Annotated in this window: 27 protein-coding genes; 14 read left to right on the forward strand and 13 right to left on the reverse strand. The window is 68.5% G+C overall.

The features are described 5' to 3' along the window. Positions 1-51: 51 nt before the first annotated feature. The 6 genes from thiD to GVN21_RS10105 all read right to left on the reverse strand — a co-directional run bounded on the left by thiD (position 52) and on the right by GVN21_RS10105 (position 5,564). Positions 52-846 carry a bifunctional hydroxymethylpyrimidine kinase/phosphomethylpyrimidine kinase gene (thiD, locus tag GVN21_RS10080; protein WP_166574605.1) on the reverse strand — a complete coding sequence of 265 codons (795 nt, stop codon included), beginning with the start codon at positions 844-846 and terminating at the stop codon, positions 52-54. Then, positions 843-3,680 carry a pitrilysin family protein gene (locus GVN21_RS10085; protein WP_166574606.1) on the reverse strand — a complete coding sequence of 946 codons (2,838 nt, stop codon included), beginning with the start codon at positions 3,678-3,680 and terminating at the stop codon, positions 843-845. Before GVN21_RS10085 ends, thiD begins: the two co-directional genes overlap by 4 nt. A 170-nt stretch (positions 3,681-3,850) precedes the next feature. Continuing rightward, on the reverse strand, positions 3,851-4,021 hold the full coding sequence (locus tag GVN21_RS10090; protein WP_166574607.1) for a DUF1328 domain-containing protein: 171 nt from the start codon (positions 4,019-4,021) through the stop codon (positions 3,851-3,853). Between the two features lie 83 nt (positions 4,022-4,104). After that, a complete protein-coding gene (locus GVN21_RS10095; protein ID WP_166574608.1) occupies positions 4,105-4,725 on the reverse strand; it encodes a superoxide dismutase in 621 nt (206 codons plus the stop codon). An 84-nt stretch (positions 4,726-4,809) separates the two neighbouring features. After that, complete coding sequence (locus tag GVN21_RS10100) at positions 4,810-5,223, reverse strand: hypothetical protein (RefSeq protein WP_166574609.1); 414 nt, start codon at positions 5,221-5,223, stop codon at positions 4,810-4,812. Further along, positions 5,220-5,564: a hypothetical protein gene (locus tag GVN21_RS10105; RefSeq protein WP_166574610.1), complete on the reverse strand. Its 345-nt coding sequence runs from the start codon at positions 5,562-5,564 to the stop codon at positions 5,220-5,222. The genes GVN21_RS10100 and GVN21_RS10105 overlap by 4 nt, the downstream gene beginning before the upstream one ends. Before the next feature lie 152 nt (positions 5,565-5,716). Between GVN21_RS10105 and GVN21_RS10110 the strand changes: the two genes are divergently transcribed. Beyond that, positions 5,717-7,645 (forward strand): HWE histidine kinase domain-containing protein, encoded by a 1,929-nt coding sequence (locus GVN21_RS10110; RefSeq protein ID WP_240902852.1) that lies wholly within the window; start codon positions 5,717-5,719, stop codon positions 7,643-7,645. Here GVN21_RS10110 and GVN21_RS10115 read toward each other — a convergent pair. Together GVN21_RS10115 and GVN21_RS10120 are read right to left on the reverse strand one after the other, a co-directional pair. Next, positions 7,642-8,847, reverse strand: a complete 1,206-nt coding sequence (locus GVN21_RS10115; protein ID WP_346764243.1) for a CoA transferase — start codon at positions 8,845-8,847, stop codon at positions 7,642-7,644. The genes GVN21_RS10110 and GVN21_RS10115 overlap by 4 nt on opposite strands. Next, on the reverse strand, positions 8,840-9,403 hold the full coding sequence (locus tag GVN21_RS10120) for a L,D-transpeptidase family protein (protein ID WP_166574612.1): 564 nt from the start codon (positions 9,401-9,403) through the stop codon (positions 8,840-8,842). The genes GVN21_RS10115 and GVN21_RS10120 overlap by 8 nt, the downstream gene beginning before the upstream one ends. A gap of 10 nt (positions 9,404-9,413) precedes the next feature. Here GVN21_RS10120 and GVN21_RS10125 point away from each other — a divergent pair, with 10 nt between their 5' ends. Further along, positions 9,414-10,100 carry a response regulator transcription factor gene (locus tag GVN21_RS10125; protein ID WP_166574613.1) on the forward strand — a complete coding sequence of 229 codons (687 nt, stop codon included), beginning with the start codon at positions 9,414-9,416 and terminating at the stop codon, positions 10,098-10,100. A 99-nt stretch (positions 10,101-10,199) separates the two neighbouring features. After that, positions 10,200-10,415 carry a hypothetical protein gene (locus GVN21_RS10130; RefSeq protein ID WP_166574614.1) on the forward strand — a complete coding sequence of 72 codons (216 nt, stop codon included), beginning with the start codon at positions 10,200-10,202 and terminating at the stop codon, positions 10,413-10,415. A gap of 71 nt (positions 10,416-10,486) precedes the next feature. Here the strand turns inward: GVN21_RS10130 and GVN21_RS10135 are convergent, their stop codons facing one another. Then, complete coding sequence (locus GVN21_RS10135; RefSeq protein WP_166574615.1) at positions 10,487-11,296, reverse strand: exodeoxyribonuclease III; 810 nt, start codon at positions 11,294-11,296, stop codon at positions 10,487-10,489. Positions 11,297-11,394: 98 nt separating this feature from the next. Between GVN21_RS10135 and GVN21_RS10140 the strand changes: the two genes are divergently transcribed. Next, a complete protein-coding gene (locus GVN21_RS10140) occupies positions 11,395-12,573 on the forward strand; it encodes an MFS transporter (RefSeq protein ID WP_166574616.1) in 1,179 nt (392 codons plus the stop codon). Between the two features lie 172 nt (positions 12,574-12,745). On the opposite strand, the gene cysQ is transcribed toward GVN21_RS10140, so the two are convergent. Then, positions 12,746-13,516 (reverse strand): 3'(2'),5'-bisphosphate nucleotidase CysQ, encoded by a 771-nt coding sequence (cysQ, locus tag GVN21_RS10145; protein WP_166574617.1) that lies wholly within the window; start codon positions 13,514-13,516, stop codon positions 12,746-12,748. Continuing rightward, positions 13,517-13,702, reverse strand: a complete 186-nt coding sequence (locus tag GVN21_RS10150; protein ID WP_166574618.1) for a DUF3553 domain-containing protein — start codon at positions 13,700-13,702, stop codon at positions 13,517-13,519. An 87-nt stretch (positions 13,703-13,789) separates the two neighbouring features. Between GVN21_RS10150 and GVN21_RS10155 the strand changes: the two genes are divergently transcribed. The 6 genes from GVN21_RS10155 (at position 13,790) to GVN21_RS10180 (ending at position 18,080) form a co-directional block, all read left to right on the forward strand. Further along, a complete protein-coding gene (locus GVN21_RS10155) occupies positions 13,790-14,467 on the forward strand; it encodes a histidine phosphotransferase family protein (protein WP_166574619.1) in 678 nt (225 codons plus the stop codon). Positions 14,468-14,574: 107 nt separating this feature from the next. Next, positions 14,575-14,940 (forward strand): response regulator, encoded by a 366-nt coding sequence (locus GVN21_RS10160; RefSeq protein ID WP_166574620.1) that lies wholly within the window; start codon positions 14,575-14,577, stop codon positions 14,938-14,940. Next, complete coding sequence (locus GVN21_RS10165; protein ID WP_166574621.1) at positions 14,937-15,767, forward strand: protein-glutamate O-methyltransferase CheR; 831 nt, start codon at positions 14,937-14,939, stop codon at positions 15,765-15,767. Before GVN21_RS10160 ends, GVN21_RS10165 begins: the two co-directional genes overlap by 4 nt. A 35-nt stretch (positions 15,768-15,802) precedes the next feature. Then, entirely contained in the window at positions 15,803-16,576 is a 774-nt protein-coding gene (locus GVN21_RS10170) for a hypothetical protein (protein ID WP_166574622.1), read from the forward strand. Positions 16,577-16,622: 46 nt separating this feature from the next. Beyond that, a complete protein-coding gene (locus GVN21_RS10175) occupies positions 16,623-17,324 on the forward strand; it encodes a hypothetical protein (RefSeq protein WP_166574623.1) in 702 nt (233 codons plus the stop codon). Between the two features lie 60 nt (positions 17,325-17,384). Beyond that, positions 17,385-18,080, forward strand: a complete 696-nt coding sequence (locus GVN21_RS10180) for a hypothetical protein (RefSeq protein ID WP_166574624.1) — start codon at positions 17,385-17,387, stop codon at positions 18,078-18,080. Positions 18,081-18,084: 4 nt separating this feature from the next. On the opposite strand, the gene GVN21_RS10185 is transcribed toward GVN21_RS10180, so the two are convergent. After that, complete coding sequence (locus GVN21_RS10185) at positions 18,085-20,031, reverse strand: prolyl oligopeptidase family serine peptidase (RefSeq protein WP_166574625.1); 1,947 nt, start codon at positions 20,029-20,031, stop codon at positions 18,085-18,087. Between the two features lie 25 nt (positions 20,032-20,056). Next, a complete protein-coding gene (locus GVN21_RS10190) occupies positions 20,057-21,883 on the reverse strand; it encodes a dipeptide ABC transporter ATP-binding protein (RefSeq protein WP_166574626.1) in 1,827 nt (608 codons plus the stop codon). A 204-nt stretch (positions 21,884-22,087) separates the two neighbouring features. On the opposite strand from GVN21_RS10190, the gene GVN21_RS10195 reads away from it, so the two are divergent. From GVN21_RS10195 to GVN21_RS10210, 4 genes are all read left to right on the forward strand, one after another. Continuing rightward, positions 22,088-22,234: a hypothetical protein gene (locus tag GVN21_RS10195; RefSeq protein WP_166574627.1), complete on the forward strand. Its 147-nt coding sequence runs from the start codon at positions 22,088-22,090 to the stop codon at positions 22,232-22,234. Positions 22,235-22,385: 151 nt separating this feature from the next. After that, positions 22,386-23,288: a division plane positioning ATPase MipZ gene (locus tag GVN21_RS10200; RefSeq protein ID WP_166574634.1), complete on the forward strand. Its 903-nt coding sequence runs from the start codon at positions 22,386-22,388 to the stop codon at positions 23,286-23,288. Positions 23,289-23,335: 47 nt separating this feature from the next. After that, positions 23,336-25,405, forward strand: a complete 2,070-nt coding sequence (locus GVN21_RS10205) for an NAD(+) synthase (RefSeq protein ID WP_166574628.1) — start codon at positions 23,336-23,338, stop codon at positions 25,403-25,405. Positions 25,406-25,679: 274 nt separating this feature from the next. Next, on the forward strand, positions 25,680-26,487 hold an 808-nt coding region (locus tag GVN21_RS10210), incomplete at its 3' end, for an outer membrane beta-barrel protein (protein ID WP_166574629.1).

Here is a 26,487-nt window from a genome sequence, read left to right on the forward strand (position 1 = left end):
CCAGGCCGTCACCGCGCAAGTTGTCGCGGTTTTCTAAGAGGTTAAGGGCGCCTATCGCTTGCGCAGCGGCCAGCCGTGATCGAGCGGCCCGTGGCCGCTTCCCAGCCCCGGCGCGGTTTCGATGGCCCGGTGGACATAGTCCCAGGCGCGGGCGACGGCGGCGGTGAGCTCCATCCCCTGGGCCAGGCCCGCGGCGCACGCACTCGCCAGGGTGCAGCCTGTGCCGTGGGTGTGGACGGTGTCGATCCGCTCGGCTTCGAAAGCGGTTTCGCCCTCGGGCGTCATCAGGATGTCGACAAGCCGCTCGCCGGCCACATGGCCGCCCTTCATCAGCACCGCCTTGGCGCCCAGCCGCAGCAGCGCCTCGCCGGCCCGGCGCAGATCGTCGGTGGTGGTTGCGGGAAGACCCGTCAGGGCCTCGGCCTCCGGCGCGTTGGGGGTCAACAGGGCGGCGCGGGGGATCAGCTCGGTTCGCACCGCTTCGACAGCCCGGGCGTCCAGCAGGGAGGCCCCGCCCTTGGCGATCATCACCGGGTCGATCACGGCGGGGACGCCGGCGGCGCTGTCAATGATCCGGGCGGCCACGGCGACCGTCGCCGCATCGCCCAGCATGCCGGTCTTGAGGGCGTCGGCGCCGATATCGTCCAGCACCGCCCGCGCCTGGGCCTCGACGAACTCCAGGGGGATGGGGTGCACGCCGGTGACCCCCAGGGTGTTCTGCACGGTGATGGCGGTCACCGCCGTGGCCGCATAACCGCCCAGCATGGTCACGGCCTTGATGTCGGCCTGCAGGCCCGCGCCGCCCCCGCTGTCGGAGCCGGCGATGATCAGGACGCGGCCCCTCACTTGCGCTTCCTCAAGGTCGGGCTGTCGAGGTCGAGCTCGGACAGGTGGATGACCTCGGCGTTCGGCAGGGCCTTCTTCAGGCTTTCGCCGAACAGCTTGCCATCGCCCACCACGATCACGCTGGTCTCGCCGGGCTTCAGCACCTGGGCGGCAAAGGCCCGGACCTGCTCGGGCGTAACCGCCTCTATCCTTGCCGTGTAGACCTTGATCTCGCCCAGATCGATGCCGTAGGCGGCCAGGGAGCCCAGGGTGCTGGCCAACCCATCGGTGGTCGCCAGCGCCCGGCCGAAGCTGCCGATCAGCACCGACTTGCGGGCGGCCATCTCGTCCGCGGTCGGCGGGGTGGTTCCCAAACGCCCCATCTCGGCCCGCAACAGGTCGGCGGCCTCGCCCGCAGTCTCGTTCTTGGTGGAGGTGGAGGCGGAGAAGCCGCCGCTGCCCTTGCGCACCGACAGGGAGGAGCCGGCGCCGTAGGCCAGTCCCCGCTTGATGCGGATTTCCTGGTTCAGCCGCGAGCTATAGCCGCCGCCCAGGACGTTATTGGCCACCAGGCCGGCGTAATAGCGGGGGTCGTCGCGGGTGATCGCCCGCTTGGCGACGATCACGCTGGCCTGGCCGGCTCCGGGCATGTCCACAATGATGATCCGGGGTTGCGAGGCGGCGGTGACCGGCGGCGCCGGCGGCAGCCTGTCGGCCGGGGCCTTCCAGGCGCCGAAGGCCTTTTCGGCCAGGGCGAAGCCGCGCTCCGGGGTGATGTCGCCGGCGATCACCAGCACCGCGTTGTCGGGCCGGAACCAGCGCTTGTGGAAGGCGGCCAGGTCGTCGCGGGTCAGGGCCTTCAGGGTAGTCGGCGTGGAGATATCGCCGAAAGGGGTGCCGGCCCAGACGGCCGGGGCCACCACATAGCCGGCCACCGAGCCCGGCTCGCTGAGCGAGACCTGGAAGCCGTCGATGGCCTGGTCGCGGACGCGGTCCAGTTCATCGGCCTCAAAGGCGGGGCGCAGAGCCACGTCGGCCATCAGCCCGATGGCCGGGTCGAGGTTGGACGACAGCACATTGAGGGTCACAGAGGTGAACTCCGAGCCGCCGCCGGCCGACAGGTCGGCGCCCAGCGCCTCGGTCTGGGCGGCGATCTGGGTGGCGGTCTTGCCGCCGGCCCCCTCGGTCATCAGGTCGGCGGCCATGCCGGCCAGGCCCGCCTTGCCGTCGGGATCGAAGATCGAGCCGGCCCGCACCGTCAGGTCGACGGTGACCAGCGGCAGGTCGCTGGACCGGGCGACAATGACCCGCAGCCCGTTGGGCAAGGTCTTTTCGGACGCCGTGGGCAGCACCGGGGCGATCGGCTCGCCCAGGGCCGGCGGCTTCTCGCGCTCGCCCTCGGGCCGCAGGGTGACCCGCTGGCCCGTAAACGGGCGGCTGGGAACCGCGGTCGCCGGGGGCGCAGCTTCGGCCTGGCCGGCCGGCCGCTGGCTTTCGTCGAGATAGCGGATCACCACCATCCGCTCCGGATCCAGGTACTTCACCGCCACCCGCTGGACGTCGGCGGCGGTCACCGCCTCCAGTTCGGCGATGCCGGTGTTGGCCTTGTCGGCGTCGCCCTCCAGGAGCAGGGCCCCGCCCAGCACGCTGGCCCGACCCTCGATCGTCTCGCGCTCGCGCACGGCCCCGGCGATCATCTCGCTCTTGGCTTCGGCCAGTTCGGCAGGCGTCGGCGGGGCGGCCCGTACCTTGGCCACCTCGGCCATCAGGGCCTTCTCGCCCTCGTCCAGCGTCTTGCCGCCGGCCATGATCGCGCCGACGTAGAACAGGCCCGGCTGGGCGTTGAGCTCGGCGGTCGAGAAGGCGGTCTGGGCCAGCTGCTGGTCATAGACCAGGCTGTTGTACAGCCGCGAGGACTTTCCCCCCGACAGGATGGCGTCCAGAACCATAAGCGGCGCGGCGTCCGGATGGGCGGCGCGGGGCGCCTGCCAGGTAATGGCGATGGCCGGCAGCGACACGTTGGGCGCATAGCCGGTGACCGTTTTCGCGCCGGTTCGGGCCGGCTCCTCCACGGTGACCCGCCGCAGGGGCGTGGCGGGCGTCTTGATCGGCCCGAAGTATTTGTCGACCCAGGCGTCCAGCGCCGCTTCGTCGAAATTGCCGACCACGATCAGGGCGGCGTTGTCCGGCCGATAGTAGTCGGCGTGGAAGTTCAGCACGTCATCGACGGTGGCCGCGTCCAGGTCCTCGATCGAGCCGATCACCGGCCGGCGATAGGGATGGACGCTGTAGCTGGCCGAAGGGATCAGCAGGGAGACGAACCGGCCGTAGGGGTTGGACAGCACCCGGCTGCGCAACTCCTCCTTCACCACGTCGCGCTCGGAGGCGAAGCCCGCCTCATCGATCACCAGCGAGCCCAGCCGCTGGGACTCCGCCCACAGCAGCCGCTCCAGGTGATGGGCCGGGGCCACCTCGTAGTAGGCGGTCATGTCGTCGGCGGTGAAGGCGTTGTTGAAGCCACCGACGTCCTCGGTCATCCGGTCCAGGGTCTCGGCCGGCATGTCGCGGGTGGCCTTGAACATCAGATGCTCAAACAGGTGGGCGAACCCGGTCCGCCCCTCCGGATCGTCCTTGCCGCCGACGCCGTACCAGACCTGCACGGTGACGTTGGGGGTCGTGCGATCGACCGAACTGATCACCTTCAGGCCATTGGGCAGGGTCCGCTCGCGGAACTTGATCGGCGGGGCGCTGGGCTTGGCCTGGACCTGGGCGACAGCGACCGGCGCGATAGCCACGCTGGAGGGAACGGCGGCCAGCAGGGCCAGGGCCAGGATCTTGGCGGGGAGGTTCAACACGCGGCTCCTTGAAGGATCGCGAGCTTTAGCATTGGCGGGCAACGGGGACGACGAAAAGAGTTCGCGTCGGACAGCACCCCAGAGGCGGTGCGACTAGAGCCGTGCCCACGAAAAAGGGCGGCGCCTTTCAGCGCCGCCCCTCTTGAAGACCTGCGTCTAAGCCTTTGCGGCTAAGGCGCCCGGCCTCTGACCAGGTTCATGACCAGCGAGACCACGAACAGAGCCAAGAACACGAAGAACAGAATCTTCGCGATGTCTACCGCAGCGCCAGCGAGACCGCCGAAGCCAAGAACTGCCGCGACAAGCGCCACGACAAGGAAGATAAGCGCCCACCTGAGCATCTTGGAAAACCTTTCCTCTGATCGGGGCGCGAAGACGTCGCGCCGTCGATTGTGAGAACGGCCTTCTTTCTTACAGGTTCCCGTTATTTCGGCGCCGGATAACGATATCCTTCACCGTCGCCCTTGGCGGCCGCCAACTGGCGTTCGGCAAAGGCCCAATTGGCCGCCTTGTCGAACCAGGCTTCGAGGAAGCCTTTCCGGTTGTTCTGGTGGTCGAGGTAGTAGGCGTGCTCCCAGACGTCGCAGACCAGCAGCGGGAAGGCCTTGTCGTCGCTGATCGGCGTCTCGGCGTCGTGGCTGGGGATCACCGCCAGCTTGCCGTCCTGCCAGACCAACCAGGCCCAGCCGGAGCCGAACTGGCCGACGCCGGTTTCGACGAACTTGGCCTTCAGCGCTTCCAGCCCGCCGAACGCCTCGATGGCGCCGGCCAGGTCGCCCGCCGGGGCGGCCGGGGAGGGGGTCATGCATTCCCAGAAGAAGCCGTGGTTCCAGGCCTGGGCGGCGTTGTTGAACAGCTTGCCGGGGCCGGCGGCCTTGACCACCGCCTCAAGGCTTTCAGGGCGCTCGCCCTTTTCCTCGAGCATCTTGTTGAGGGTGTCGACGTAGGTCTTGTGGTGCTTGCCGTGGTGGAACTCGAAGGTCCGGGCGGAGACGACCGGCTCGATGGCGTTCTTGGCGTAGGGAAGATCGGGGAGGATGAACATGATGCGCGCCTCGTACTGTTTGAATAGAACGACGTGCGGCGCCGGAGGCCGGCGCCGCGCCACCTGCTGAACGCGCAGGAGGGATTAGGGTTTGGACCGGGTATCCATGAAGCCGCGCACAACGGCGCTGATCAGGGCCGGATTGCGGATGGCGTAGACGCCCATCGCGATAGCCGCCCCGGCCGACAGCAAGGGACGGTCCTTCACCACATGCAGCAGCACCTGGACCATGTCCGGCTGCCCGCCCGCCTGCTGGCTGGCCTGGGCTTCCTCGGCCTTGCGGCGGTGGTCGCCCTCCATCCTGCGGGCGGCGATCATGGCAATGATCGCGGCCAGAAGGGCCGCCGTCCCGGCCACCACCGCGCCCGCGCCGGCCGCGCCCCAGTGGGGCTCGACCAGCGCGTAGACGGTGAAGAACACCGCCACGATGGACACGAAGACGGCGGCGACTACCGCCGCCGCCGTCGCCAATGCCGCAAGCGTGCGTTCGACGATCAACGCCGGTCGCCGCGGCCGGCCAGGACCAGGCCGAGCAGCAGGCCGACGCCCACCGCCGCGAGGGTGGCGGTGATCGGCTTTTCCTTGACCCGCTCGGAGACGTAGCGCTGGGTCACATCCAGCTGATGGCTGGCCGTGTCGGCATAGGTGCGGCTCTGGGCGCGGAAGGTCTCGAGGCCTTCGCGGATCGCCACCTCGGCGCGGTTGGCCGCCTCGGTGATGCTGGACTTGGCCGCTTCCGCCGCCTCGGCAAAGCTCTTTTCGGCATGGCTGGCGGCGCTCTTCAGAGCGGTCTTGGCCTTGGCGGCCTCGGTTTCGGCGCCGGTGGGCACGTTGGTCATGGGATCACTCCGCTAGGGTTCGCACCCCGGACCCGGGGCGTCGTCGATGACGCCCCGACAACGTCGGGGTCACGGCCTGGTTCCAATGTAGGATACCAGACCTCTACGCGCCACCGCTCGCTTAGTGCGTGAATGCGGACTATGGTGCCCAGATGAGTAAAAATGTCGCACCCGACGCGGCAATGACCGAGGAGGATCGGCTGGCCGTCCTTCGCGGCCTCGGCGCGCTGGACAGCGAAGCCGATCCGCATTTCGACCGGGTCACGCGGCTGGCCGCGGCCCTGTTCGGCGCGCCACGGGCCGCCATCGTGCTCGTCGACCGCGACCGGCTCTGGCACAAGTCGATCATAGGCCTGCCCAGGCGGGAGTATCCCCGCGCCGGTTCCCTGGCCGATGTGATGATCGCCCGGCGAGAGGCTCTGATCAGCGGCGATATCGGCAAGGATGCGCGATTCGACGACGTCCGCGATTTGCTGACCCAGGTCGATGTCACATTCTACGCCTGCGCCCCCCTGACGACGCACGACGGGGCGGTGGTGGGGCTGTTGGCCGTGGGCGACCCTGAACCCCATGCCGACGGGACAGACGACCAGCTGGCCGCGCTGAAGGATCTGGCCGACATGGCCACCGATCATCTGATGGCCGACGCCCACCGGCTGGCGGTCGAGCGCGGCCGCCGCCTCGACCGGCAGCGCCGAGACCTGGCCCTGGAGGCGGCGGGCCTGGGCGAATTCGAATGGGACCTGGCCGACGACCGGATGGTGGTCAACGACCAGATGAAGACCATGACGGGCCTGACCCGCGACAGCGCCGGCGGCGAGGGCGGCGATCTCTCCTATCGCTTCGTCCATCCCGAGGACCGCGAACGGCTGCGCGCCGAGGTAGACCGTTCGCTGCGCGAAACCGGCCGCTACCGCGCCGAATACCGCATCCAGCGGCCTGATAGCGGCGAAGTTCGCTGGATGCTGGGCGCCGGGACCGTGGTGCTGGGGGATGACGGCAAGGCGCGGAAGATCATCGGCGTCGTCCAGGACATCACCGACCGCAAGCGCGACGAGGACCAGCGCGAGACGTTGATGGCCGAGCTGGACCATCGCATCAAGAACGTGCTGGCCGCCGTCCAGTCCCTGGCCGCCCAGTCGGCCCGCCGGACCAGCTCGGCCGAAGCCTTCATGGAAAGCTTCTCGGGTCGGCTGAAAGCCATGGCCAAGGCGCATGAACTGCTGACCGCCACCCGCTGGCGCGGCGCGAGCCTGGGATCCATCGTCGAGGCGGAGCTCGGGGGTCTCGGTCAGGGACAGGCCGTGTGGTCGGGGCCGGACTTCTTCCTCACCCCCCGCGCGGCCAACGCCATGTCCCTGGCCCTGCACGAGCTGGCCACCAACGCCATCAAGTACGGCGCCTTGTCCATGGATGGCGGCAGGGTCATGCTCGACTGGCGCAAGCGGCCCGACGGCGGCTTCGCCCTCGACTGGACCGAGATCGGCGGACCGCCGGTGCAGCCGCCGACCCGCACCGGCTTCGGCGCCGTGCTGCTGGATCGGGTCACCGGCCGCGAACTCGGCGGCGTCGGCAAGATCAGCTATCCCCGCGAGGGCCTGCGCGCCCACATCACCGCCGCCCGGGACGCCCTGGCCGAACCCGGCGTCGGCCGCGCCGAGGCGGCGGCGCTGGCCGAGGCGGCCGAGCAGAAGAGCGGAGTGTCGATCGGCGCGGCCGGCGTCGCCGGAGGGGTCGATGGCCTGCGCCTGCTGATCGTCGAGGACGCCACCCTGCTGGCCCTGGAGCTCGAAGCGGGGCTGGTCGAGGCCGGCGCGACCATCGTCGGAACCGCCGGCGATGTGGACGAGGCCCTCGGTCTTGCCGAGGTGACGCTGGACGCCGCCGTTCTGGACGTGAACCTGGGCGGCAAGCTGGTCACCCCGGTGGCCCAGCGGCTGGCCGCGCGGGGCATCCCCTTCGTCTTCGCCACCGGCTATGGCGAGCGTGGCGCCCCCGGCGGCTTCTCCGCCCCCATCGTCCGCAAACCCTACAACATCCAGCAGATCGTCCGCGCCGTGGCCGAGGCCGTGGGACGCTAGATCACGCCGCGCGCTCGCAGGCCCGCCAGCGCGCCCGCATCCACACCGGCTCGTTCGGTCAGCACCGCCTCGGTATGTTCGCCCAGCCCCGGCCCCGGCCAGCGCACGGCGCCGGGCGTCTCACTAAGGCGGGGAAAGGCGTTCTGCATCTTCACTGCGCCGAACACCGGATGGGGGGTCTCGACGATGGCCTCGCGCGCCGCGAACTGCGGGTCGTCCAGCATATCCGGTGCGCGATAGACGCGGCCCGCCGCCACACCGTGTTGTCGCATCAGCTCCAGCAGGACCTCAGCGTCCAGGGTCGCGGTCCATCTGGCGATGAGGCTATCCAGCTCGGCCTGATTCTCGCCCCGCGCCGCATGGCCGGCGTAGCGCGGATCGCTCGCCAGCCCAGGCCGGCCCATGGCCTCGCACAGCCGGGCGAACAGGGTGTCTTGGTTGGCGCCGATCACCACCAGCGCCCCGTCGGCCGTCGGATAGGCGTTGGACGGCGCGATGCCCGGCAGCACCGCCCCCGACCGCTCCCGCACATAGCCGGTCAGGCCGTACTCGGTGATCAGGTTCTCCATCACCGACAGCACGCTCTCATAGATGGCCGCATCGACCACTTGTCCACGTCCGGTGCGCTCCCGCGCATGAAGGGCCATCATCACGCCCAGGGCCGCGTTCAGCCCGGCCAGGGAATCGCCGATCGAGATGCCGGCCCGCGCCGGCGCCCGGTCGGGCTCGCCGGTAATGTAGCGCAGGCCGCCCATGGCCTCGCCGATCAGGGCGTAGCCAGCCCGCTGGGCATAGGGTCCGGTCTGGCCGAAGCCGGAGACGCGGGCCATGATCAGGCGGGGGTTCTCGGCGCTCAGCGCCTCATAGCCCAGGCCCCATTTCTCCAAGGCGCCCGGCCGGAAATTCTCGACCAGCACGTCGGCCCCGGCGATCAGGCGCTTCGCAATCGCCTGCCCCTCCGGGTCGCGCAGGTTCAGGGTCACCGACCGCTTGTTGCGCCCGATCACCGGCCACCAGGGGCTGTGGCCCATCGGCAGGCTGCGGCCCCACTGGCGCATCGGATCGCCCTTGCCGGGATCCTCGAGCTTGATCACCGTCGCCCCGAAGTCGCCGAGGATCTGGCCGCAGAACGGCCCGGCGATCAGGGTCCCCATCTCGATGACGGTCAGGCCGGCCAGCGGCCCCTCAACCCCCTTAGTCACGGACGATCTCCACCGCATCCCCAGGCCTGGCCCGCGCCAGCAGGTCGAGCATATCGGGCCGGTCCAGCGCGACACAGCCCTCGGTCGGTCGGCGGTCGGGCTGGGTCAGGTGCAGGAAGATGGCCGAGCCCATGCCCGGAACCACCGGGTCGTCGTTGTGGCCGAGCACCAGCACCAGGTCGTAGACATCGTCCTCCCGCCACAGCTTTTCATGGCTGGCGGCATAGGGCAGGCGGACGGGGCGATTGTAGTCGGGATCCTCCGGCGCGTCGCACCAGCCCTCGTTCGGCTGGATGGCGTGCACGGCCAGCCCGGTCTTCGGCGGCGGCGCCTTGTCGGGCCGGTACAGCAGCCGGCGGATCGGCCAGACGCCCAGCGGCGAAGCGCCATCGCCCTCCCGCTTGTCGGCCGCCATACGGACGCCACCCTTCCCGAGGATGCAGGGGACGGTTCGGTCTCCTATCTGAAAACGGCCGTCGGAATGGGCGGTGAAGTTCAACTTTGACGCTCCGGGGTCGAGCCGCGATGCTTGGCCTAATGGTGCGAAACGGTGCATGGTCCCCCGCATGGCGCAACGCAAGACCCTCCTGATCATCGACGACGACACCGACCTGCGCGGCGCGCTGGCCGAACAGCTTCGCCTGCACGAGGAGTTCGCCACCCTGGAGGCCGGCACGGCGTCCGAGGGGGCGGCCATGGCCCGCGAAGTGCGGCCGGACATGATCCTGCTCGACGTCGACCTGCCCGACATGGACGGCCGCGAGGCCTGCAAGATGATGCGCAAGCAGGGGGTGACCTGTCCGATCGTCATGCTGACCGCGGCCGCGACCGACGCCGACACCATCCTGGGCCTGGAATCGGGGGCCAACGGCTACCTGACCAAGCCCTTCCGCTTCGCCGTGCTGCTGGCCCACATCCGCGCCCAGCTGCGCAGCCATGAGGCCAGCGAAGACGCCATCTTCCGCATCGGCCCCTACGAGTTCCGTCCGGCCTCCAAGCTGCTGGTCACCGAGGCAGGCAAGAAGGTGCGGCTGACGGAAAAAGAGACCAACATCCTCAAATACCTCTACCGGGCCGGGGCCAAGGCCATCGCCCGCGAGGAACTCTTGACCGAGGTCTGGGGCTACAACGCCGGGGTCACCACTCACACCCTGGAAACCCACGTCTACCGCCTGCGCCAGAAGATCGAGCCCGATCCCGGCCAGGCCAAGCTGCTGGTCACCGAGGCCGGCGGGTATCGGCTGCAGCCGTAGGGTCTGGTCGAGAAGCAAATAAAGTTCCGACCCGACAATACGGACGATGTTGTCAGTGATGTTGTCGTCCGAGGATCTGAGGAGGCTGAGCACTTCGCCGTGCTCGAAGGTCAGCAGGTAGGCGTTGTCGTCGCGGCGTCGAAGGCCTGTGACCCTGGAGCCGAAAAGTGGCGTCACCAGCTCGACCAGCAGCGCATTCAGTGCCGTAAGGCCATCGTCATTAGGGATGGGCGTGTCGATTTGGCCGACGGCGTCCGCAAGAATGCGAAGGTCCGTTCGATCTGTGGCCTGACAGATCAGGCCGACACCATCTAGTCCTAGGGTCACTTGATAGAAGATAGTCCCTTGTAGGGATTGGACGGCTGACTGCAGGTAGGCCTCAGTCGTCACGGAACCATGAAATCCGCGGTGACCGGCGCGTGGTCGCTGGGCTTTTCCCAGCCGCGCACATCGTCGTGGACCTTGGAGATGGCCTTTCCGGTGTGGAAGGCCGCCTCGCGCAGGCCGGGGCTGACCAGGATGTGGTCGAGCCTCAGGCCCCGGTTGGATGCCCGGAAGTCGGCGGCGCGATAGCTCCACCAGCTGGCCAACTTTTCCGACGGCGGCACCACCTCGCGCGGCAGGTCGATAAAGTTGTTGGACGCCACCAGGGCCTCCATGGCCGCCACCTCGACGGGGGTGTGGCTGACCACCTTGGACATGTATTTGTGGTTCCAGACGTCGTGCTCGCCGGGGGCCACGTTGAGGTCGCCGGTGACGATCAACGGATTGCGGGGATCGCGTTTGGCGAACTCGGCGGTCAGCTTTTCGAAGAAATCGAGCTTGTGGTCGAACTTGGGATTGAGCTCGCGGTCGGGGATGTCGCCGCCGGCCGGGATATAGAAGTTCTGGATCTCCACCCCGCCGATCACCGCGCCCACGCAACGGGCGTGGCCGTTCTTGCAGACGTTCAGCGGCGGGCTGTCCTCGATCGGCAGGCGCGAGACGATGGCCACCCCGTGCCAGCCCTTCTGGCCATGGATGCGGAAGTGGCGATAGCCTAGCGCCTCGAACATCTCGCGCGGGAACTCATGTTCCTGGCACTTGATCTCCTGCAGAGCCAGGACGTCGGGGGCGATCTCCTCGATCATCCGACCGATCAGCTCCCCCCGGGGCCGGACGGAGTTGATGTTCCAGGTGGCGAGTCTCATGCGCATGGCGCGTTCCTACCCCCGGCGGGGCCTCCGGGGCCACAGGATTTCGGCTCGATTGACGGCGCCACGGGATGTGCCAAGGTCCCGGCGGGGAGACCTCGATGACCAAACCGACAACGCCCGCCATGGCCATAGGCCTCTGTCTGCTGGCCGCCATGCTGGAGGGGTTCGACATCGCCTCCATGGGGGTGGCGGGGCCGAGGATGCTGCCGGATCTGGGACTGTCGCCGGAAGAGGCGGGGGCGGCGTTCAGCGCCAGTCCGCTGGGCCTGTTCGTCGGGGCCCTGATGGCAGGGCCGTTCGCCGACAGGCTGGGCCGCAAGCCTGTGCTGCTGGCCTCGGTGGTGGTGTTCGGGCTGTTCTCCATCGCCACCGCCTGGGTTCCCAACCTTGATGTGCTGCTGCTGGTCCGTTTCCTCTGCGGCGTGGGGCTTGGCGGCGCCATGCCGATGCTGCTGGCCATGTCGGCGGAGCTGGCGGGGGAGAAGCGCAAGGCCTTTACCGTCGGCCTGGTCACCGCCGGCCTCCCTCTGGGCGGGGCGCTGGTCGGCCTGCTGGCCCGCACCGACGCGGCCCAGGCCGACTGGCGGCTGATCTTCATCGTCGGCGGGGTGGCGCCGCTGATTCTCGCCGCGTTGCTGCTTTTCCTGCTGCCCGAGACCAAGGCCAAGTCGGCCGAAGACGTGCTGACGGGTGACAGCCTGCACGCCCTGTTCGGCCGCGACCGCCTGGCCACCACCGCCAGCCTGTGGATCAGCTTCGCGGCCATCGCCCTGGTGCTGCATCTCTTCCTCAACTGGTTGCCGATCCTGCTCGGCCAGCGGGGGGTGGCGCCGAAGGACACTGCCGGCATCATGACTCTATTCAACATCGGTGGGGCCCTGGGCGGCCTGTTCGCCGGCTGGGCCATCGACCGGATCGGCGCCAAGCGACCGTTCCTGGGCATCTTCCTGATGCTGATGCTTGTGCTGATCGTGCTGTCGGGCCTGACGGGGACGACGCCCCTTGCCCTGATGGCCTTCGCCGCCGGCTTCCTGATCATGGCCGGCCAGTTCGGCCTCTACGCCCTGGCGCCCCAGCATTATGGAGAGAAGGTGCGCGGCGTGGGTGTGGGCGCGGCGGTCTCCGCCGGCCGCCTGGGCTCGGTGTTCGGGCCGCTGGTGGCGGGGATGCTGCTGGGCTCCGGCGCGACCAGCGGCGACGTGGTGATGTCCACCGTGCCGATCGTGGCGGTGGCCGGGTTGGCGGCCTTGGCCCTGACGGTCTGGGGCCGGAAATAGGGAGCCGGTAACGCGCAGCCGGGATGAACCCCGGCGGGTGAGACTGCGGCTCAACGAGTGGGACAGGCGACTAGAGCGCGTTCCGATTAGTGGGGACCGGTAATCGGGTCAAACGCGCGACCAGCAAGAACCTAGAGCAGCGCGATTTGATTCCATCAAATCGAGCCCTGCTCTAGCCGCCCCGCGCCACGAACCAGCCGTTCTTGAACTGCTCGTCGGCCTTCCCGTACAGGAACGGCGTGCCGTCCGGCGTGCGCACCGTGCCGCCGGCGGCCTCCAGCACCGCCTGGGCGGCGGCGATGTCCCACTCGCTGGTCGGACCGTGGCGGGGATAGATGTCGGCCGTGCCCTCGGCGATGCGGCAGAGCTTCACCGATGAGTCCATCGCCAGGGTGGTGTCGAAACCGTATTCCTCCGCCAGCTTGCGGGTGGTCTCTTCCTTCATGGTGTGGCTGATCAGGGCCACCGACTGGCCCTGGGGCCAGGGACGGACGCGACAGGCCTGGGCGGGCTGGCCGCCCGTGCGCTTCAGGGCGCCCGAGTCCGAGGTGTACCAGGTCTCGCCGCTGGCCGGGCTGCAGACGGCGCCGGCCACCGGGTGGCGATCCTGGATCAGGCCGATGTTGACCGTCCAGCTGGGATCGCCGCGTACGAAGGCCTTGGTGCCGTCGACCGGGTCGACCAGGAAGAATCGGGGTCCGATCTGGTCAGGCGTGCCGTATTCGGCGGCGTGCTCCTCGCCGATCACCGGAATGTCGGGGAAGCGTTCCTTCAGCCGTTGGGTGATCAGGATCTCGCCCTGGCGGTCGGCCTCGGTCACCGGGCTGTTGTCGGCCTTGGCGTCCACCGTCAGCGCCGTGCGCCACAATGGCAGGATCAGCCGCCCGGCCTCCTCGACGATGTCGGCCAGGACGGCCCCGATGTTGTCCGGATCAGCGCTCACTCAACTCTCCCCATCCTCGACCACTTCCAGCCGCACCGTCCGCGCATCGAGGGCCTGCTTGCCGGCCTGTTCGAAGTCCACGGTCACCCGGTGGCCGATGCAGGACTGCACCTGCCCCAGGCCCCAGTCGGGGCGGCCCGGATGGCGCACCAGCGCGCCCGGCTCCAGGAAGGGATCGGCGTCCATCGCCAAGGCCATAAGGGTTTTGCCCGGCCCGCGCCAACCGTTTGTCGCCGTTGGCTCGCCGGCCAAATCACAGCTAGAAGGCTGGGCATGACCGACGCGCCCGAGACCCTCGCCCAAGCCGACCTCACCGCCGCACCGGCCGACCCGGTCGACCTGGCGGCCCAGCTGGCGGCGCGCCTCTGCCACGACTTCATCAGCCCGGCCTCGGCCATCGTCTCCGGCCTCGACCTGCTGGACGATCCGACCGCCCAGGACATGCGCGAAGACGCCATGGCCCTGATCGCCCAGTCCGCTCGCAAGCTGGCCGACCTGTTAGCCTTCTGCCGCGCCGCCTTCGGCTCGGCCTCGACCACCGAGGTGTTCGACGCCCGCGAGCTGGAGACCCTGGCCCAGGGGGTGTTCGGCCATATGAAGGCGAGCCTGGCCTGGGAGGTGATCCCGGCCAGCCTCAACAAGCCCGCCGCCCGCACCACGCTCAACCTGGCCCAGATCGCCGGCTCGGCGCTGCCCACCGGTGGGACGGTGACGGTCAAGGCGGTCGAGGCCGGGGGCCGCATCGCCCTCAGCGTCGAGGGCGCCGGCCCGCGCGTGCGCCTGAAGCCCGAGGTGGCCGGCGGCCTGCTTGGCAAGCCCAAGGGTGACGCCATGGGCGGCGCCTGGATTCAGGCCTTCTACGTTCACAGTCTGGTGGCCCAGGCCGGCGGCCAGGTGGCCGTGGAGACCTCGGATGAGGGGCTGACCCTGGCGGCCTGGGTTCCGGCCTAGCGACCGCTCAGCGGCGGGATGAGGGACGGAAATTTCTTAACACCCTCATCCTCTCTTAACCGACGCGCCCCACAACATCGCCTGCTGGGGAAGGAGCTTTTCGCGTCGTGAAGACCTGTCTTGTGGTCGATGACAGCCGGGTGATCCGCAAGGTGGCCCGCCGCATCCTGGAGGACCTCGGCTTCGAGATCGCCGAGGCCGCCGACGGGATGGAGGCGCTCGCCTGGTGCCGCGCGGCCATGCCTGACGCCATACTGCTCGACTGGAACATGCCGCTGATGAACGGCATCGACTTCCTGCGCCAGCTGCGGCTGGAGCCCGGCGGCGACCATCCCAAGGTGGTGTTCTGCAGCGTCGAGACCGACCCCGAACGCATCCGCGAGGCCCTCGACGCCGGCGCGACCGAGTACATCATGAAGCCCTTCGACGGCGACATCATCGAGGCGAAGTTCGCCGAGGCCGGTGTGCTTTGAGCCCGCAGGACATCGAGCTGTTCGCCGCCCTGGCCCGCGCCCGCGCCGGCCTGAAGGTGGATCCCGGCAAGACCTATCTGCTGGAAAGCCGGCTCAACCCCCTGGCCCGCCGCGAGGGCTTCGCCGGGATTCCGGAGATGGCCGCCGCCCTGCGCAGCCAACGGGACGAGAAGCTGATCTGGGCGGTGGTCGAGGCCCTGGCCCAGGGCGAGACCGCCTTCTTCCGCGACCGCGCGCCGTTCACCACCTTCCAGCGTGAGCTGCTGCCGACGCTGGCGCGGCTGCGCGGGCAGGAGCCGATCCGTATCTGGAGCTGCGCCTGCGCCAGCGGCCAGGAAGCCTACAGCCTGGCGATGATCGCCGAACAGGGCGAGGGCCTGCCCCCGGGGACGAAGGTGGAGATCTATGGCTCCGACCTCTCCGAACGGCTGCTTGAGAAGGCGCAGTCGGGCCTCTACACCCAGTTCGAGGTCCAGCGCGGCCTGCCGATCCGGCAGCTGCTGGCTCATTTCGAAAAGGTCGAGGACAACTGGCGCCTGACCCCCCGCATCCGCCAGCGGGTCCGCTGGCGGCGGGTCAACCTGATCAGCGACCTGACCGTCATGGGCCGGTTCGACGTCATCTTCTGCCGAAATGTGCTCAGCGCCATGGAGCCGCCCTATCGCCGGCGTGTGCTGGAAAGCCTGGCCGCCCTCCTGCCGGCCGACGGCCTGCTCATGCTGGGGGCGGGCGAGGCGGCGGAGACGATCACCACGGCCTTCCGCCCGGTGACCGGCCGGCCGGGCCTCTATGTCCGCAACCCGGCGCATCGCGCGGCGGCGGCCTGATTGACGGTCCTGGCGGGCCTGCTACCGATGGGGTCATGAGCGAGGCCCTCGTCCACTGCATCCGGATTCCCAAGAGCGGCTCGACCAGCCTGACGCGGATGCTCGGCCAAGCGTTCGAGGATCGCGGCCGGTTCTATCTCCCCGACACCCTGCGCCGGGAAGCGAGCTTGAGCGGCTGGCAGGCCTTCCGACTCTGGCGCTCCCAGACCCAGAACCTGGTCCAGAAGCTCGGTGTCCTGACCCTCGACGCCGCCCTTCGCAAGATTGAAGCCGAAGGCCGGCCTGGCGACCTGATCGCCGGGGGCCACAGCGATGTCGCCACGGTCCGCCGCCGCGTGACCCTGCCGGTGCGGTTCGTCACCCTGATGCGCGAGCCGGCCGAGCGGGCCCGCAGCGACTACAACTACGCCCGTGCCGGCTATCTGAAGAAGAAGCCCTGGCAACGGTTCGACGCCCACATCCTGGCCGGCGCGGCGGGCCGCTATGACTTCGCCGGCTTCCTCGACTTCCAGCTCGACCATCCAGAGGTGTTCGGTGACCTGGCCGCCGCCTATCTCGGCTGGCCGGAAGGCAAGAGTCTGGACGCCCATCTGACGGAAACCCTTTGGGACTGGGCCACCCTGGAAACGGCCGACAAGCTGGCCGCTCGCTTGACCGCGCGGATGGGAAAGCCCGTCGCCTTCGGTCGCCACAACAAGACACAGACCATCGCCCGGTCTGACATCAGCGCCGACGAACGCGCCAAGATCGAGCGGCTCTGCGCCCGTGACTACGAACTCTACCAACGCTGCCTGGCCGACAACGGTTGACGATCCGCCCGTCCTGGCGCGCACTCAGCGCCGGGAGGATTTCAACATGCGCAAACTCATTCTCGGCCTGGCCCTCGCCGGGCTCATCGCCATGCCCGCGGGAGCCCAGGACGGCTACGCGGGTGAGGTCAACGTCACCGGCTCGCGGGCCAATACCTTCGACGCGGCGGTGACGCCCCATGTCGTGCTGCGGCGGCGGGCCGACAACCTGATCCTCGAGGTCACGGTCATCTGCGACACCCGCGACCCGGCCCAGCGCCGCGAGGAGCTGAAGGCCACCCTGCGCAACATGATCCGCGCCGCCGGCCGCGACGCGGGGATCGAGCTGGGGGTCGGCGACAAGGTGATCGCGCCCTTCGACGAGACCATGTTGGACAGCGTGATCGGCAGCGCGTCGAAGGTGGACACCTCCAGCGCCCGCATCCAGATCAAGACGCCGATCGGGCCTGACGATACCTTCGACCGCGCCTCGGCCCGCATCGCCGCCTTCATCAAGTCCACCCCCAAGGACGGCCGCACCGAAATCCTCGGCGGCAACCAGTGGAACCTGACCCTGGTGAAGCCGGAGCAGTACCGGGGTGAGATCATCGCGCTGATCGCCAAGGACGCGCTGGGCTCGGCCTCCGCCTTCGGCGCGGGCTACGGCGTCTCGGTCGGCGGCCTCAACCTGCCGGTCACCTGGTACCGCTCCGGCCCGCTGGAGCTGGCCCTCTACATCCCCTACCGGCTGGAGATTCAGCCGAAATAGCCGGCCCCGCTTGACGACTGTCGGCTCCCGGCGCGCAACTGGCGCCGGGAGGAACTCATCATGCGAAAACTTATCATCGGCCTGACCATCGCCGGGCTGCTAACCGCGCCCGTCCTGGCCCAGGAGGTCGAGGAGATCGTTGTCACCGGCTCGCGGATTTCGGAGTACGACGCGACGCAGACGCCGCATGTCGTGTTGCGAAAGCGGGCCGACAACCTGCTGGTCGAAACCTATGTCGTCTGCGACACCCGAGACCCGGCGATGCGGCGTGCCGAGCTGAAGGCCACCTTGCGCAGCATGATCGCGGCCGCGGCCAAGGACCCCAGCATCGAACTGGGCATCGGCGAAGAAATCGTCGGGAAGGTTGATGAGACGATGATCGAGTCCTTGATCAGCTCGTCGAGCCGGGTGGACACCGAACAGGTCACCCTGCTGATCAAGACCCGGATCGGCCCCGCGGACACCCTCGACGGCGCCAGCCAGCGGATCGAGGACTTCGTGAAAAAGACCCCGAAATCCGGCCGCACCGAGATCACCACCAGCTCTGATGTGAACCTCAGCATCATCCAGCCGGAGCAGTACCGGGGCGAGGTCATTGCCCTAATCGCCAAGGACTCGCTCAAGTCCGCCGCCGCCTTCGGTGACGGCTACGGCGTTACGGCCCAAGGGCTGCAACTGCCGATCAGCTGGTACCAGTCGGGCCCCCTCGAGCTGGCTCTCTACATTCCTTACCGCATGGAGGTCCGGCCGAAGTAGCCGGCTACTCTCCGAACACCTTCCGCAGGAACAGGGTCTCGGCCTCGCGCTGGGCGTCGATGTTCTGCTTCTTGCGGAAGCCGTGGCCTTCGTCGGCGGCGATCATGTACCAGACCTCGCCGCCCTGGGCGCGCACCTTGGCGACGATCTGCTCGGCCTCGGTCCAGGGCACGCGGGGATCGTTGCGGCCCTGGATGACGAACAGCGGCTTCTTCATCTTGTCGGTCAGGTTCAGGGGCGAGATCTCCTCGAAGATCTTGGCCATCTTCGGATCCCGCTCGTCGCCGTACTCCGACCGGCGCTGGTCGCGGCGATAGCCCTCGGTGTTTTCGAGGAAGGTCTTGAAGTGGGAGATGCCGACGATGTCCACGGCCCCCGCCAGCCGGTCGTTGTAGGCGGCCAGCGAGGCCAGCACCATGAACCCGCCGTATGACCCGCCATAGACCACCACCCGGTCCTTATCGAGGTCCGGCTGGGTGGCGATCCAGTCGAGCAGGGCGCCGATGTCCTTGACGCTGTCCTGGCGCTTGGGCCCGTTGTCGAGGGCGATGTAGCGCTTGCCGTAGCCGTCGGAGCCGCGAACGTTCGGGGCGATGGTCACCGCGCCCAGTTCCTGGGCCCAGTATTGCCGGCGGGTGTTGAACCCCGGCCGGTCCTGGCCTTCCGGTCCGCCATGGATGTCGATGATCACCGGCGCCTTGCCGTCGATCTTGCCGGGCTTGTAGACCCAGGCTGGCACCTCCAGCCCGTCGAACGACTTGAAGCTGACCAGCTCCGGCTCGCGCAGGGTCGACAGGTCCAGCCCGCCGGCCTCGCTGTAGGTCCAGCGGGTCAGCTCGCCCCCGGCCACATCGAAGCTCCAGACGTCGGCCGGCGAGGTGGCGGTGTTCAGCCCGATGGCCAGGCTCTTGCCGTCCGGCGAAAACTTCAGCGCGGCCAGCACCCCGACCGGCAGCTTGGGTTGCGGCACGGCCTGTTTGGTGCGGAAGCCCTGGACCACCACCCGGCTCTGGCCGCCCTCGTTGACGCTGTAGGCCAGCAGGCGGCCGTCGTCGGACAGTTCGAAGGTCTCGACGTCCCACTTCAGGTCCGTGGGGGTGATCGGGACCGACTTGCCGGTCTTCAGGTCCATGCTGACCAGCCGCTTGACGTCCGAGCCCTGGTCGCTGAGCACCAGGATCGACTTGCCGTCCGGGGTGAAGACCCCGCCCTGGTAGGAGATCTCGGTCTTGGACGGATTGAGCTCGGTCAGCTTGCCGCTGGCCACGTCGAGCAGGAACAGCTTGCTGGAGGTCGAGGAGTAGTAGCGGCCGAGCAGCACTGTCTTGCCGTCATCCGACAGGGCGATCGGGGCGGTGGCGCCGCTGGCGTCGAAGATCTTGCGGCGGCTGGACGGGTCGGCCACGTCCATCATGACGATGTCGTAGTCAGGATCACCCTTGCCGACCCGGGCCCAGACCAGGGTCTTGCCGTCCTTGCTGAACACCATCGCCTGGTTTCGGGTCCCGGCCTCGGTGAAGGCGACCTCAGGTCCGGTCAGGCCGGCGATGTAGCCCTGGTAGTACTCGTCCCCGCCGGTGTCCTTGACGAAGATGAAGCGGTCGGCCGTGCCGGGGATGCCCTCCGCCCCGCCCACCGGCTCATCGAAGAAGGTCAGCTGGGTGCGGTCGGCGCCGGGCTTGGCCACCCTGTGGATCTGGCCGGTCTGGCCAAACCGGGTGCCGATCAGCATCGAGCCGTCGCCCAGCCAGCCCTGGAAGCTGGCGGAGCGGGCGTTCTGGTAGCGGCGCAGGCCTTCGCGTACCTCGGGCGGAGTGACCGGCACGTTTTCCAGCGACAGGGTCCCCTGCTGGCGCTTCTCGACCGGCGGCGCGGCCTGCTGCGCCACGGCGGCGAAGGGCAGGGCGAGCGCGGCGGCGGCCCCCGAGACGAGCAGAATTCGGCGGATCATGTGAAAAGGCCCCAAGAACGGTGGATCAGGCGGGATCGAATTCGCTGACCAGGTGGCCGGGGGCCACCTCTTTCAGCTGCGGACTATAGACCGGCTCGTTCGGATCGTCGGAGAGCCTGGACGGCAGGAAACGCAAGGCCGCGCGCGGGTCGAGCGGCGAGGGCGGCTCGCCGGTCAGGCGGACGCGCTGTCGTTGACGCTCGATGGCCGGGTCGGGAATCGGGGCCGCCGACAGCAGGGCCTTGGTGTAGGGATGCCGGGGATCGGCATAGAGCTGGTCGCGGCTGGCCAACTCCATTACCCGGCCGAGGTAGAGCACCATCACCCGGTGGCTGATCTCGCGGACCACGGCCAGGTCGTGGCTGATGAACATCATTGCCATGCCCATCTCCTTCTGGAGATGGATCAACAGGTCGATGATCTGGGCCCGGATCGAGACGTCCAGGGCGCTGACCGCCTCGTCGCAGATGACCAGCTTTGGCTTCAGGATCATCGCCCGGGCGATGCCGACCCGCTGGTTCTGGCCGCCGGACAGCTCGTGCGGATAGCGGTTGATCAGGGTGGGCGACAGGCCGGCCCGCTCCATCATCGCGGCGGCTTCGACTTCGCGCTGGGCGCGGTTCAACTCGGGGCGGAAGACGCGCAGCGGCTCGGCTATGGAATCGCCGATGGTCGAGCGGGGGTCCAAGCTGGCCAGCGGGTCCTGGAAGACGATCTGCAGGTCGCGCCGGGCCTTGCGCATCTCTTCCTGGTCGGCGTGGGTGATGTCGCGGCCCAGCACGGTGATGGTCCCGTCCAGCTCGCCGCTGCCCGGCGGCAGCAGGCGCAGCACCGCCCGGCTGAGGGTGGACTTGCCGCAACCGCTCTCGCCGACCACGCCCAGGGTCTCACCCTGCTTGATGGCGAAATCGACCCCGTCGACGGCCCGCAGCATCACCTTCTTACCCAGCACGCCCTGGCGCACCGGGAACCAGACCTTGACGTCCTGGCCCTCGACGATCACCGGCGCCGCCTCGGCTACCGCTTCGGTGGTCGGCCGCCCGCCGCGATCGGGACGGTCCAGGCGCGGGATCGCGTCCAGCAGGGCGCGGGTGTAGGCGGTCTTCGGGTCGGCGAAGAGCTCTGCGGCCGGCCCTTCCTCGACATAGGCCCCGTCCTTCATCACGCAGACGCGGTCGGCGAGGCGGGCGATAACCCCCATGTCGTGGGTGATCAGCACGAGGGCCGTCTTGGTCTCCCGCTGAAGCTCGGCCATGAGGTCGAGAATTTCGGCCTGCACAGTGACATCCAAGGCCGTTGTCGGCTCGTCAGCGATAAGGAGGGCCGGATCGCAGGCCATGGCGCCGGCGATCATCACCCGCTGCCGCATGCCGCCGGACAGTTCGTGCGGATACTGGTTCAGTCGCCGGGCGGCCTCGGGAATGCGCACATGGTCCAGCCACTGCCGCGCCCGGGCCTTGGCCTCCTTGTCGGAAAGGCCCAGGTGCAGCCGCAGCGGCTCGGCGATCTGCTCGCCGATCTTCACATGGGGGGTAAGGGCGGTCAGCGGGTCCTGGAAGATCATGGTCATCTTCGACCCACGAATGCCGTTCAGCGCCCGAGGCGAAAGGGTCAACAGCTCCTTGCCCTCGAAGGTGGCCGATCCGCTGGCCCGGCCGTTCTGGGCCAGCAGTCCCATGACCGTCATGAAGGTCTGGCTCTTGCCCGAGCCGCTTTCGCCAACCACGCCCAGGCATTCGCCCGGCCCGACATCGAGGGAGACCCCCCGCACCGCCTCGACCACGCCGTCGGGGGTGTCGAAGCTGACCTTCAGGTCGCGGAGGGAAAGCACGGGGGCATTGGAACTGGACAATCAGGGCACTCCGAAAGGTGCGCTACGATAGCGATCCCCGGCTGACGCGCAAATGAACGTCCGGCAATCCCCGGAGCGCCGGCGGGCGATACCCAAACTGGGTGCTAAAAATCCAGTTGGACAAAGATGTCGCATTCCCGACATCTTCAACCAGCGTCAACGTCTGCCCACTATAAGAAACGTCGTCATTGGGGATGTCGCGCCATGCGGCTGTTCAATCTGATCACCCTCTCGCCGCTCGCTTCGGACGAGCCGGCCACGCCGCGCCAGGTGCTGGTCGCCGCCGCGCCCTGGGCGTTGGTCGCGGGGGTCGCGCTGGCCTGTCTCTTCGTCGAGGGCGTTTTCCGGTAGTCGCCGGGCTCCCCGATTAGAGATTAGGCAAATCGCCGCACACTGTTCGCCCGGATTCGGCGCCGGGCGTTCCCTTATGCTACAAGGCCTTGTGGCCCGCCTGTTGCAGGCGGCCCTCCGTCATGGACGGATTTGGGGCACGGGGATGAACATGTGGTGGCGCAACGACCGCGAGGTCGAGGACCAGACCAGCCGGCCCCCGCCTGGCCGGGTGATCGTGATCGGCAATGAAAAGGGCGGCGCCGGCAAGTCCACCGTCGCGGCGCTGATCGCCACCGCCATGATGTATCGCGGCAGCCGGGTGGCGGTGATCGACACCGACCTGCGCCAACAGACCCTGGGCCGCTTCCTGGAAAACCGCCGCCGCTGGCTTCCCGCCGCGGGGGTCGATGCGCCGGTGCCGCTCGAATACAAGCTGGCTGACGACACCATGGCCCTGGCGATGGGCGATCCCGCCGAAGCCGTGGCCCGCTTCGAGGAGGCGATCGGCCTGGCCATGGCCGACGCGGATCTGGTGGTGGTCGACACCCCCGGGTCCGACACGCCCGTTTCGCGATCCGCCCACCTGCAGGCCAGCCTTGTGGTGACCCCGATGAACGACAGTTTCGTCGACTTCGACGTGCTGGGCCAGGTCGACCCGATGAGCCTGGAGCTGCTTCGCCCCAGCCTCTACACCCGCGTGGTGCAGGAGGCCCGGCGGACGCGTGAGGCCCACGGCCGGTCGCTCGACTGGGTGGTGCTGCGCAACCGCATGGCCGGCGCCGACGTCCGTAATCGTGAACGCGTCACCCAGGGCCTGGAAGCCCTGGCCGACACCGCCGGCTTCCGGATCGGCCCCTGGCTGCGCGACCGGGTCGCCTATCGGGAGATGTTCCCTTTCGGCCTGACCATCGCCGACCTGTCGCCCGGTGTGCGGCCTGTCAGCATCAGCACCCCGCGCGCCGCGGCCAAGGAGGAGCTGCGCGAGCTGCTGGTCGCCCTGCGGCTGATCCCCGACGCGGCTGCCCCGGCCAATGCGCCGGTGATCGAGGTCGCCGCCCGGGAAATGGCCTGACCGCTTAGGAACTCCCGCATTTCGGCGCGGCCCTCTATATAGACGCCATGGCTCACCGCGCCCCGACCGACCTGCCGTTCCGATCACCCTACCGCCACGGCTTCGTGCGCGTCGCCGGCTGCGTGCCGCTGACCGCCGTGGCCGATCCGGCCGCCAATGGGCGGGAGACCGCCGCCCTGGTTCGCGAGGGCCATGAGGCGGGTGTCGCGCTGATGACCTTCCCGGAACTGGGGCTGTCGGCCTATTCAATCGACGACCTGTTCCACCAGGAGGCCCTGCTGGACGCGGTCGAGGCCGCGATCGCGGCTTTGGCCGAAGAAACCCGCAAGCTGCGCCCGGCCTTCGTCGTCGGCGCCCCGCTGCGCGGTGAAAGCCGGCTCTACAACTGCGCGGTGGTCATCCAGGGCGGCAGGATCCTGGGCGTGGTCCCCAAGACCTATCTGCCCAACTATCGTGAGTACTATGAGCGCCGCTGGTTCGCCTCGGGCCTGGGCGTCGTCGGCCGGACCCTCAAAGTTGCCGGCCAGGAGGCGCCGTTCGGGACCGATCTGCTCTTCGACATCGAGCTGTTCGGCCGAACCGCCGCCACCTTCGGGATCGAGATCTGCGAGGATGTCTGGACGCCGGAACCGCCCTCCACCTTCGCCGCCATGGCCGGGGCCGAGGTGCTGCTCAACCTGTCGGCCAGCAACATTGTCATCGGCAAGGCCAGGGAGCGCCAGCTGCTCTGCGCTGGCCAGTCGCTGCGCTGCCAGGCGGCCTATGTCTATTCCGCCGCCGGCCCGGGGGAATCGACCACCGACAACGCCTGGGACGGCCAGGCGGCGGTCTTCGAGCTGGGCGCCCAGCTGGTCGAGACCGCGCGTTTCCCGACCCGATCGGCCTTCGTGGCCGCCGATGTCGATATCCTGCGCCTGCGCCAGGAGCGCCGCCGCACGGTGACCTTCGGCGACGCCGCCGCCTCAAGGCCCCGCGACCCGTTCCGCCGCATCGCCATCGCGATGGAGCCCCCGGCCGGGGAACTGGATCTGGCCCGCCCGCTGGAGCGCTTCCCGTTCGTGCCCAGCGACCCGGCCCGCCTGGCCGAGGAATGCCACGAGGCCTACAACATCCAGGTCCAGGGCCTGGCCCAGCGGCTGAAGTCCACCGGCCTGAAGAAGCTGGTGATCGGCGTCTCCGGCGGCCTCGACTCCACCCAGGCCCTGCTGGTCAGCGCCAAGGTGATGGACGCCCTGGGCTGGCCGCGCAGCAACATCCTGGCCTGGACCATGCCAGGCTTCGCCACCTCCGAGGGGACGAAGTCGAACGCCTGGCGGCTGATGAACGCCCTGGGGGTCACCGGGGCCGAGCTCGATATCCGGCCCACGGCCATGACCATGTTCGAGGGCATGGGCCATCCCTTCGCCAAGGGCGAGCCGGTTCATGACGTGACCTTCGAGAACGTCCAGGCCGGCCTGCGCACCGACTATCTGTTCCGGCTGGCCAATCAGCACGGCGGGCTGGTGGTGGGGACCGGGGACCTGTCGGAACTGGCGCTGGGTTGGTGCACCTACGGCGTGGGCGACCACATGAGCCACTACAACCCCAATGGATCGGTCTCCAAGACGCTGATCCAGCACCTGATCCGCTACGTCGCCGGATCCGGTGAAGTGGACGCGGCGACCTCGGACGTGCTGCTTGCCGTGCTGGCCAGCGAAATTTCTCCCGAACTGATACCGGCAAGCCACAGCGGCCAGACCCAGTCCACGGAAGCCTCCATCGGCCCCTATGCGCTGCAGGATTTCAACCTGCATTACCTCGCCCGCTACGGCTTTGCGCCCTCGCGGATCGCCTATCTTTCGCACGAGGCCTGGGGCCCCCACAGCAGCCGGCCCTGGCCGTCCGAAATCCCTGAAAAAGATCGAAAAACCTACGATCTGCCAACGATCAAGGGTTGGTTGCGGCTATTCCTGACCCGGTTCTTCGCCAACCAGTTCAAGCGTTCCGCCGTCCCCAACGGCCCGAAGATTTCGTCCGGGGGCGCTCTATCTCCGCGGGGCGACTGGCGGATGCCGTCGGACGCCCGGGTCGATGCCTGGTTGACCGAACTTGAGGCGAACACGCCCGACAAGCCCTGAACCCTGCCTCCGCAGGGGCAAGCAAGGCTGGCAAACGCCGTCGGCGTGGCGTAAGGTCGCGGCATCGCGCTTGGTTCTGTACAAGCAGTCGATAGCTGAAATTTTCGTCGGGAACCCAACCTTCCCTTCGGCGTTTGGCAGTCGGCGGCGGTATCCGGAGGGGTTCGTTTCGCTTGGCCATTGGCCTGGCGAAAGGGGTTCTTAAGGGGATCGTGCGGTACAAAATCATGCCGGGCGATGGCGCGTTGGCAAACTATAGAGTGAGGGGCTCACCTTGAATAAGAAAGCACTGTTGCTGGGCGGTGTGCTCGGCGCTCTGGCGCTGGCTCCCCAGGCCATGGCTCAGGAACGCGGCTGGTACGGCGCGTTCGACCTCGGCTACCACTGGCCCGAGGGCATGGAAACCTCGTCGGAAGGCATCGCCGTCGACGGGTCCCCTTATAAGTATGACTTCCAGCAGGAAGACAATCTGGCCGGCTTCGCCCGCCTCGGCTACCAGTTCGCTCCGAACTGGCGTGTCGAGCTGGAAGGCGGCGTGCGCACCGGCGACATCGAGTCGATCACCGGCGACCCGAACCGCCTGACGGTTCCGGACGCGGTCTGCTCGCCGACCGTCCCGGTCGGTCCGACCTGCAGCGCCCCGCAGGGCTCCGTCGAGTCGTACACGTTCATGGCGAACGTCCTGTATGACTTCTTCCCGTCCTCGTCCTTCCGTCCGTTCGTCGGCGCCGGTATCGGCGTCAACAAGGTGAAGATGGACATCGGCGGCCGCTTCAACGACGCCCCGGCCTTCGGTGGCTGGCGGATCGATGACAGCGACACGGCCTTCGCCTGGCAGTTCATCGGCGGTGTCTCCTTCGACATCACCCAGCGCCTGACGGCCGACGTCACCTACCGCTACCTGGACGGCAACGACCTGCGGTTCTCGACCGACTACGTCTCGACCCCGCCCGGCATGCCGGCCCCCGGCGACATCGAAGGCCAGTACGAAGATCAGTCCCTGACCTTCGGCCTGCGCTACAGCTTCGCCCCGGCTGCGGCCCCGCCGCCGCCGGGGCGAAGCTGTAGCGCAGGCCGAAGGT

This window comes from Caulobacter sp. SLTY (genome assembly GCF_009905535.1).
Lineage (GTDB): Bacteria > Pseudomonadota > Alphaproteobacteria > Caulobacterales > Caulobacteraceae > Caulobacter.

Bases quoted from the DNA above. Each gene is read 5' to 3' on its own strand.
- GVN21_RS10090 (WP_166574607.1), bottom strand. From the start codon at position 4,021: ATGCTCAGGTGGGCGCTTATCTTCCTTGTCGTGGCGCTTGTCGCGGCA.
- GVN21_RS10095 (WP_166574608.1), bottom strand. From the start codon at position 4,725: ATGTTCATCCTCCCCGATCTTCCCTACGCCAAGAACGCCATCGAGCCG.
- GVN21_RS10105 (WP_166574610.1), bottom strand. From the start codon at position 5,564: ATGACCAACGTGCCCACCGGCGCCGAAACCGAGGCCGCCAAGGCCAAG.
- GVN21_RS10110 (WP_240902852.1), top strand. From the start codon at position 5,717: ATGAGTAAAAATGTCGCACCCGACGCGGCAATGACCGAGGAGGATCGG.
- GVN21_RS10120 (WP_166574612.1), bottom strand. From the start codon at position 9,403: ATGCACCGTTTCGCACCATTAGGCCAAGCATCGCGGCTCGACCCCGGA.
- GVN21_RS10125 (WP_166574613.1), top strand. From the start codon at position 9,414: ATGGCGCAACGCAAGACCCTCCTGATCATCGACGACGACACCGACCTG.
- GVN21_RS10135 (WP_166574615.1), bottom strand. From the start codon at position 11,296: ATGCGCATGAGACTCGCCACCTGGAACATCAACTCCGTCCGGCCCCGG.
- GVN21_RS10140 (WP_166574616.1), top strand. From the start codon at position 11,395: ATGACCAAACCGACAACGCCCGCCATGGCCATAGGCCTCTGTCTGCTG.
- GVN21_RS10150 (WP_166574618.1), bottom strand. From the start codon at position 13,702: ATGGACGCCGATCCCTTCCTGGAGCCGGGCGCGCTGGTGCGCCATCCG.
- GVN21_RS10155 (WP_166574619.1), top strand. From the start codon at position 13,790: ATGACCGACGCGCCCGAGACCCTCGCCCAAGCCGACCTCACCGCCGCA.
- GVN21_RS10170 (WP_166574622.1), top strand. From the start codon at position 15,803: ATGAGCGAGGCCCTCGTCCACTGCATCCGGATTCCCAAGAGCGGCTCG.
- GVN21_RS10175 (WP_166574623.1), top strand. From the start codon at position 16,623: ATGCGCAAACTCATTCTCGGCCTGGCCCTCGCCGGGCTCATCGCCATG.
- GVN21_RS10180 (WP_166574624.1), top strand. From the start codon at position 17,385: ATGCGAAAACTTATCATCGGCCTGACCATCGCCGGGCTGCTAACCGCG.
- GVN21_RS10185 (WP_166574625.1), bottom strand. From the start codon at position 20,031: ATGATCCGCCGAATTCTGCTCGTCTCGGGGGCCGCCGCCGCGCTCGCC.
- GVN21_RS10195 (WP_166574627.1), top strand. From the start codon at position 22,088: ATGCGGCTGTTCAATCTGATCACCCTCTCGCCGCTCGCTTCGGACGAG.
- GVN21_RS10200 (WP_166574634.1), top strand. From the start codon at position 22,386: ATGTGGTGGCGCAACGACCGCGAGGTCGAGGACCAGACCAGCCGGCCC.
- GVN21_RS10205 (WP_166574628.1), top strand. From the start codon at position 23,336: ATGGCTCACCGCGCCCCGACCGACCTGCCGTTCCGATCACCCTACCGC.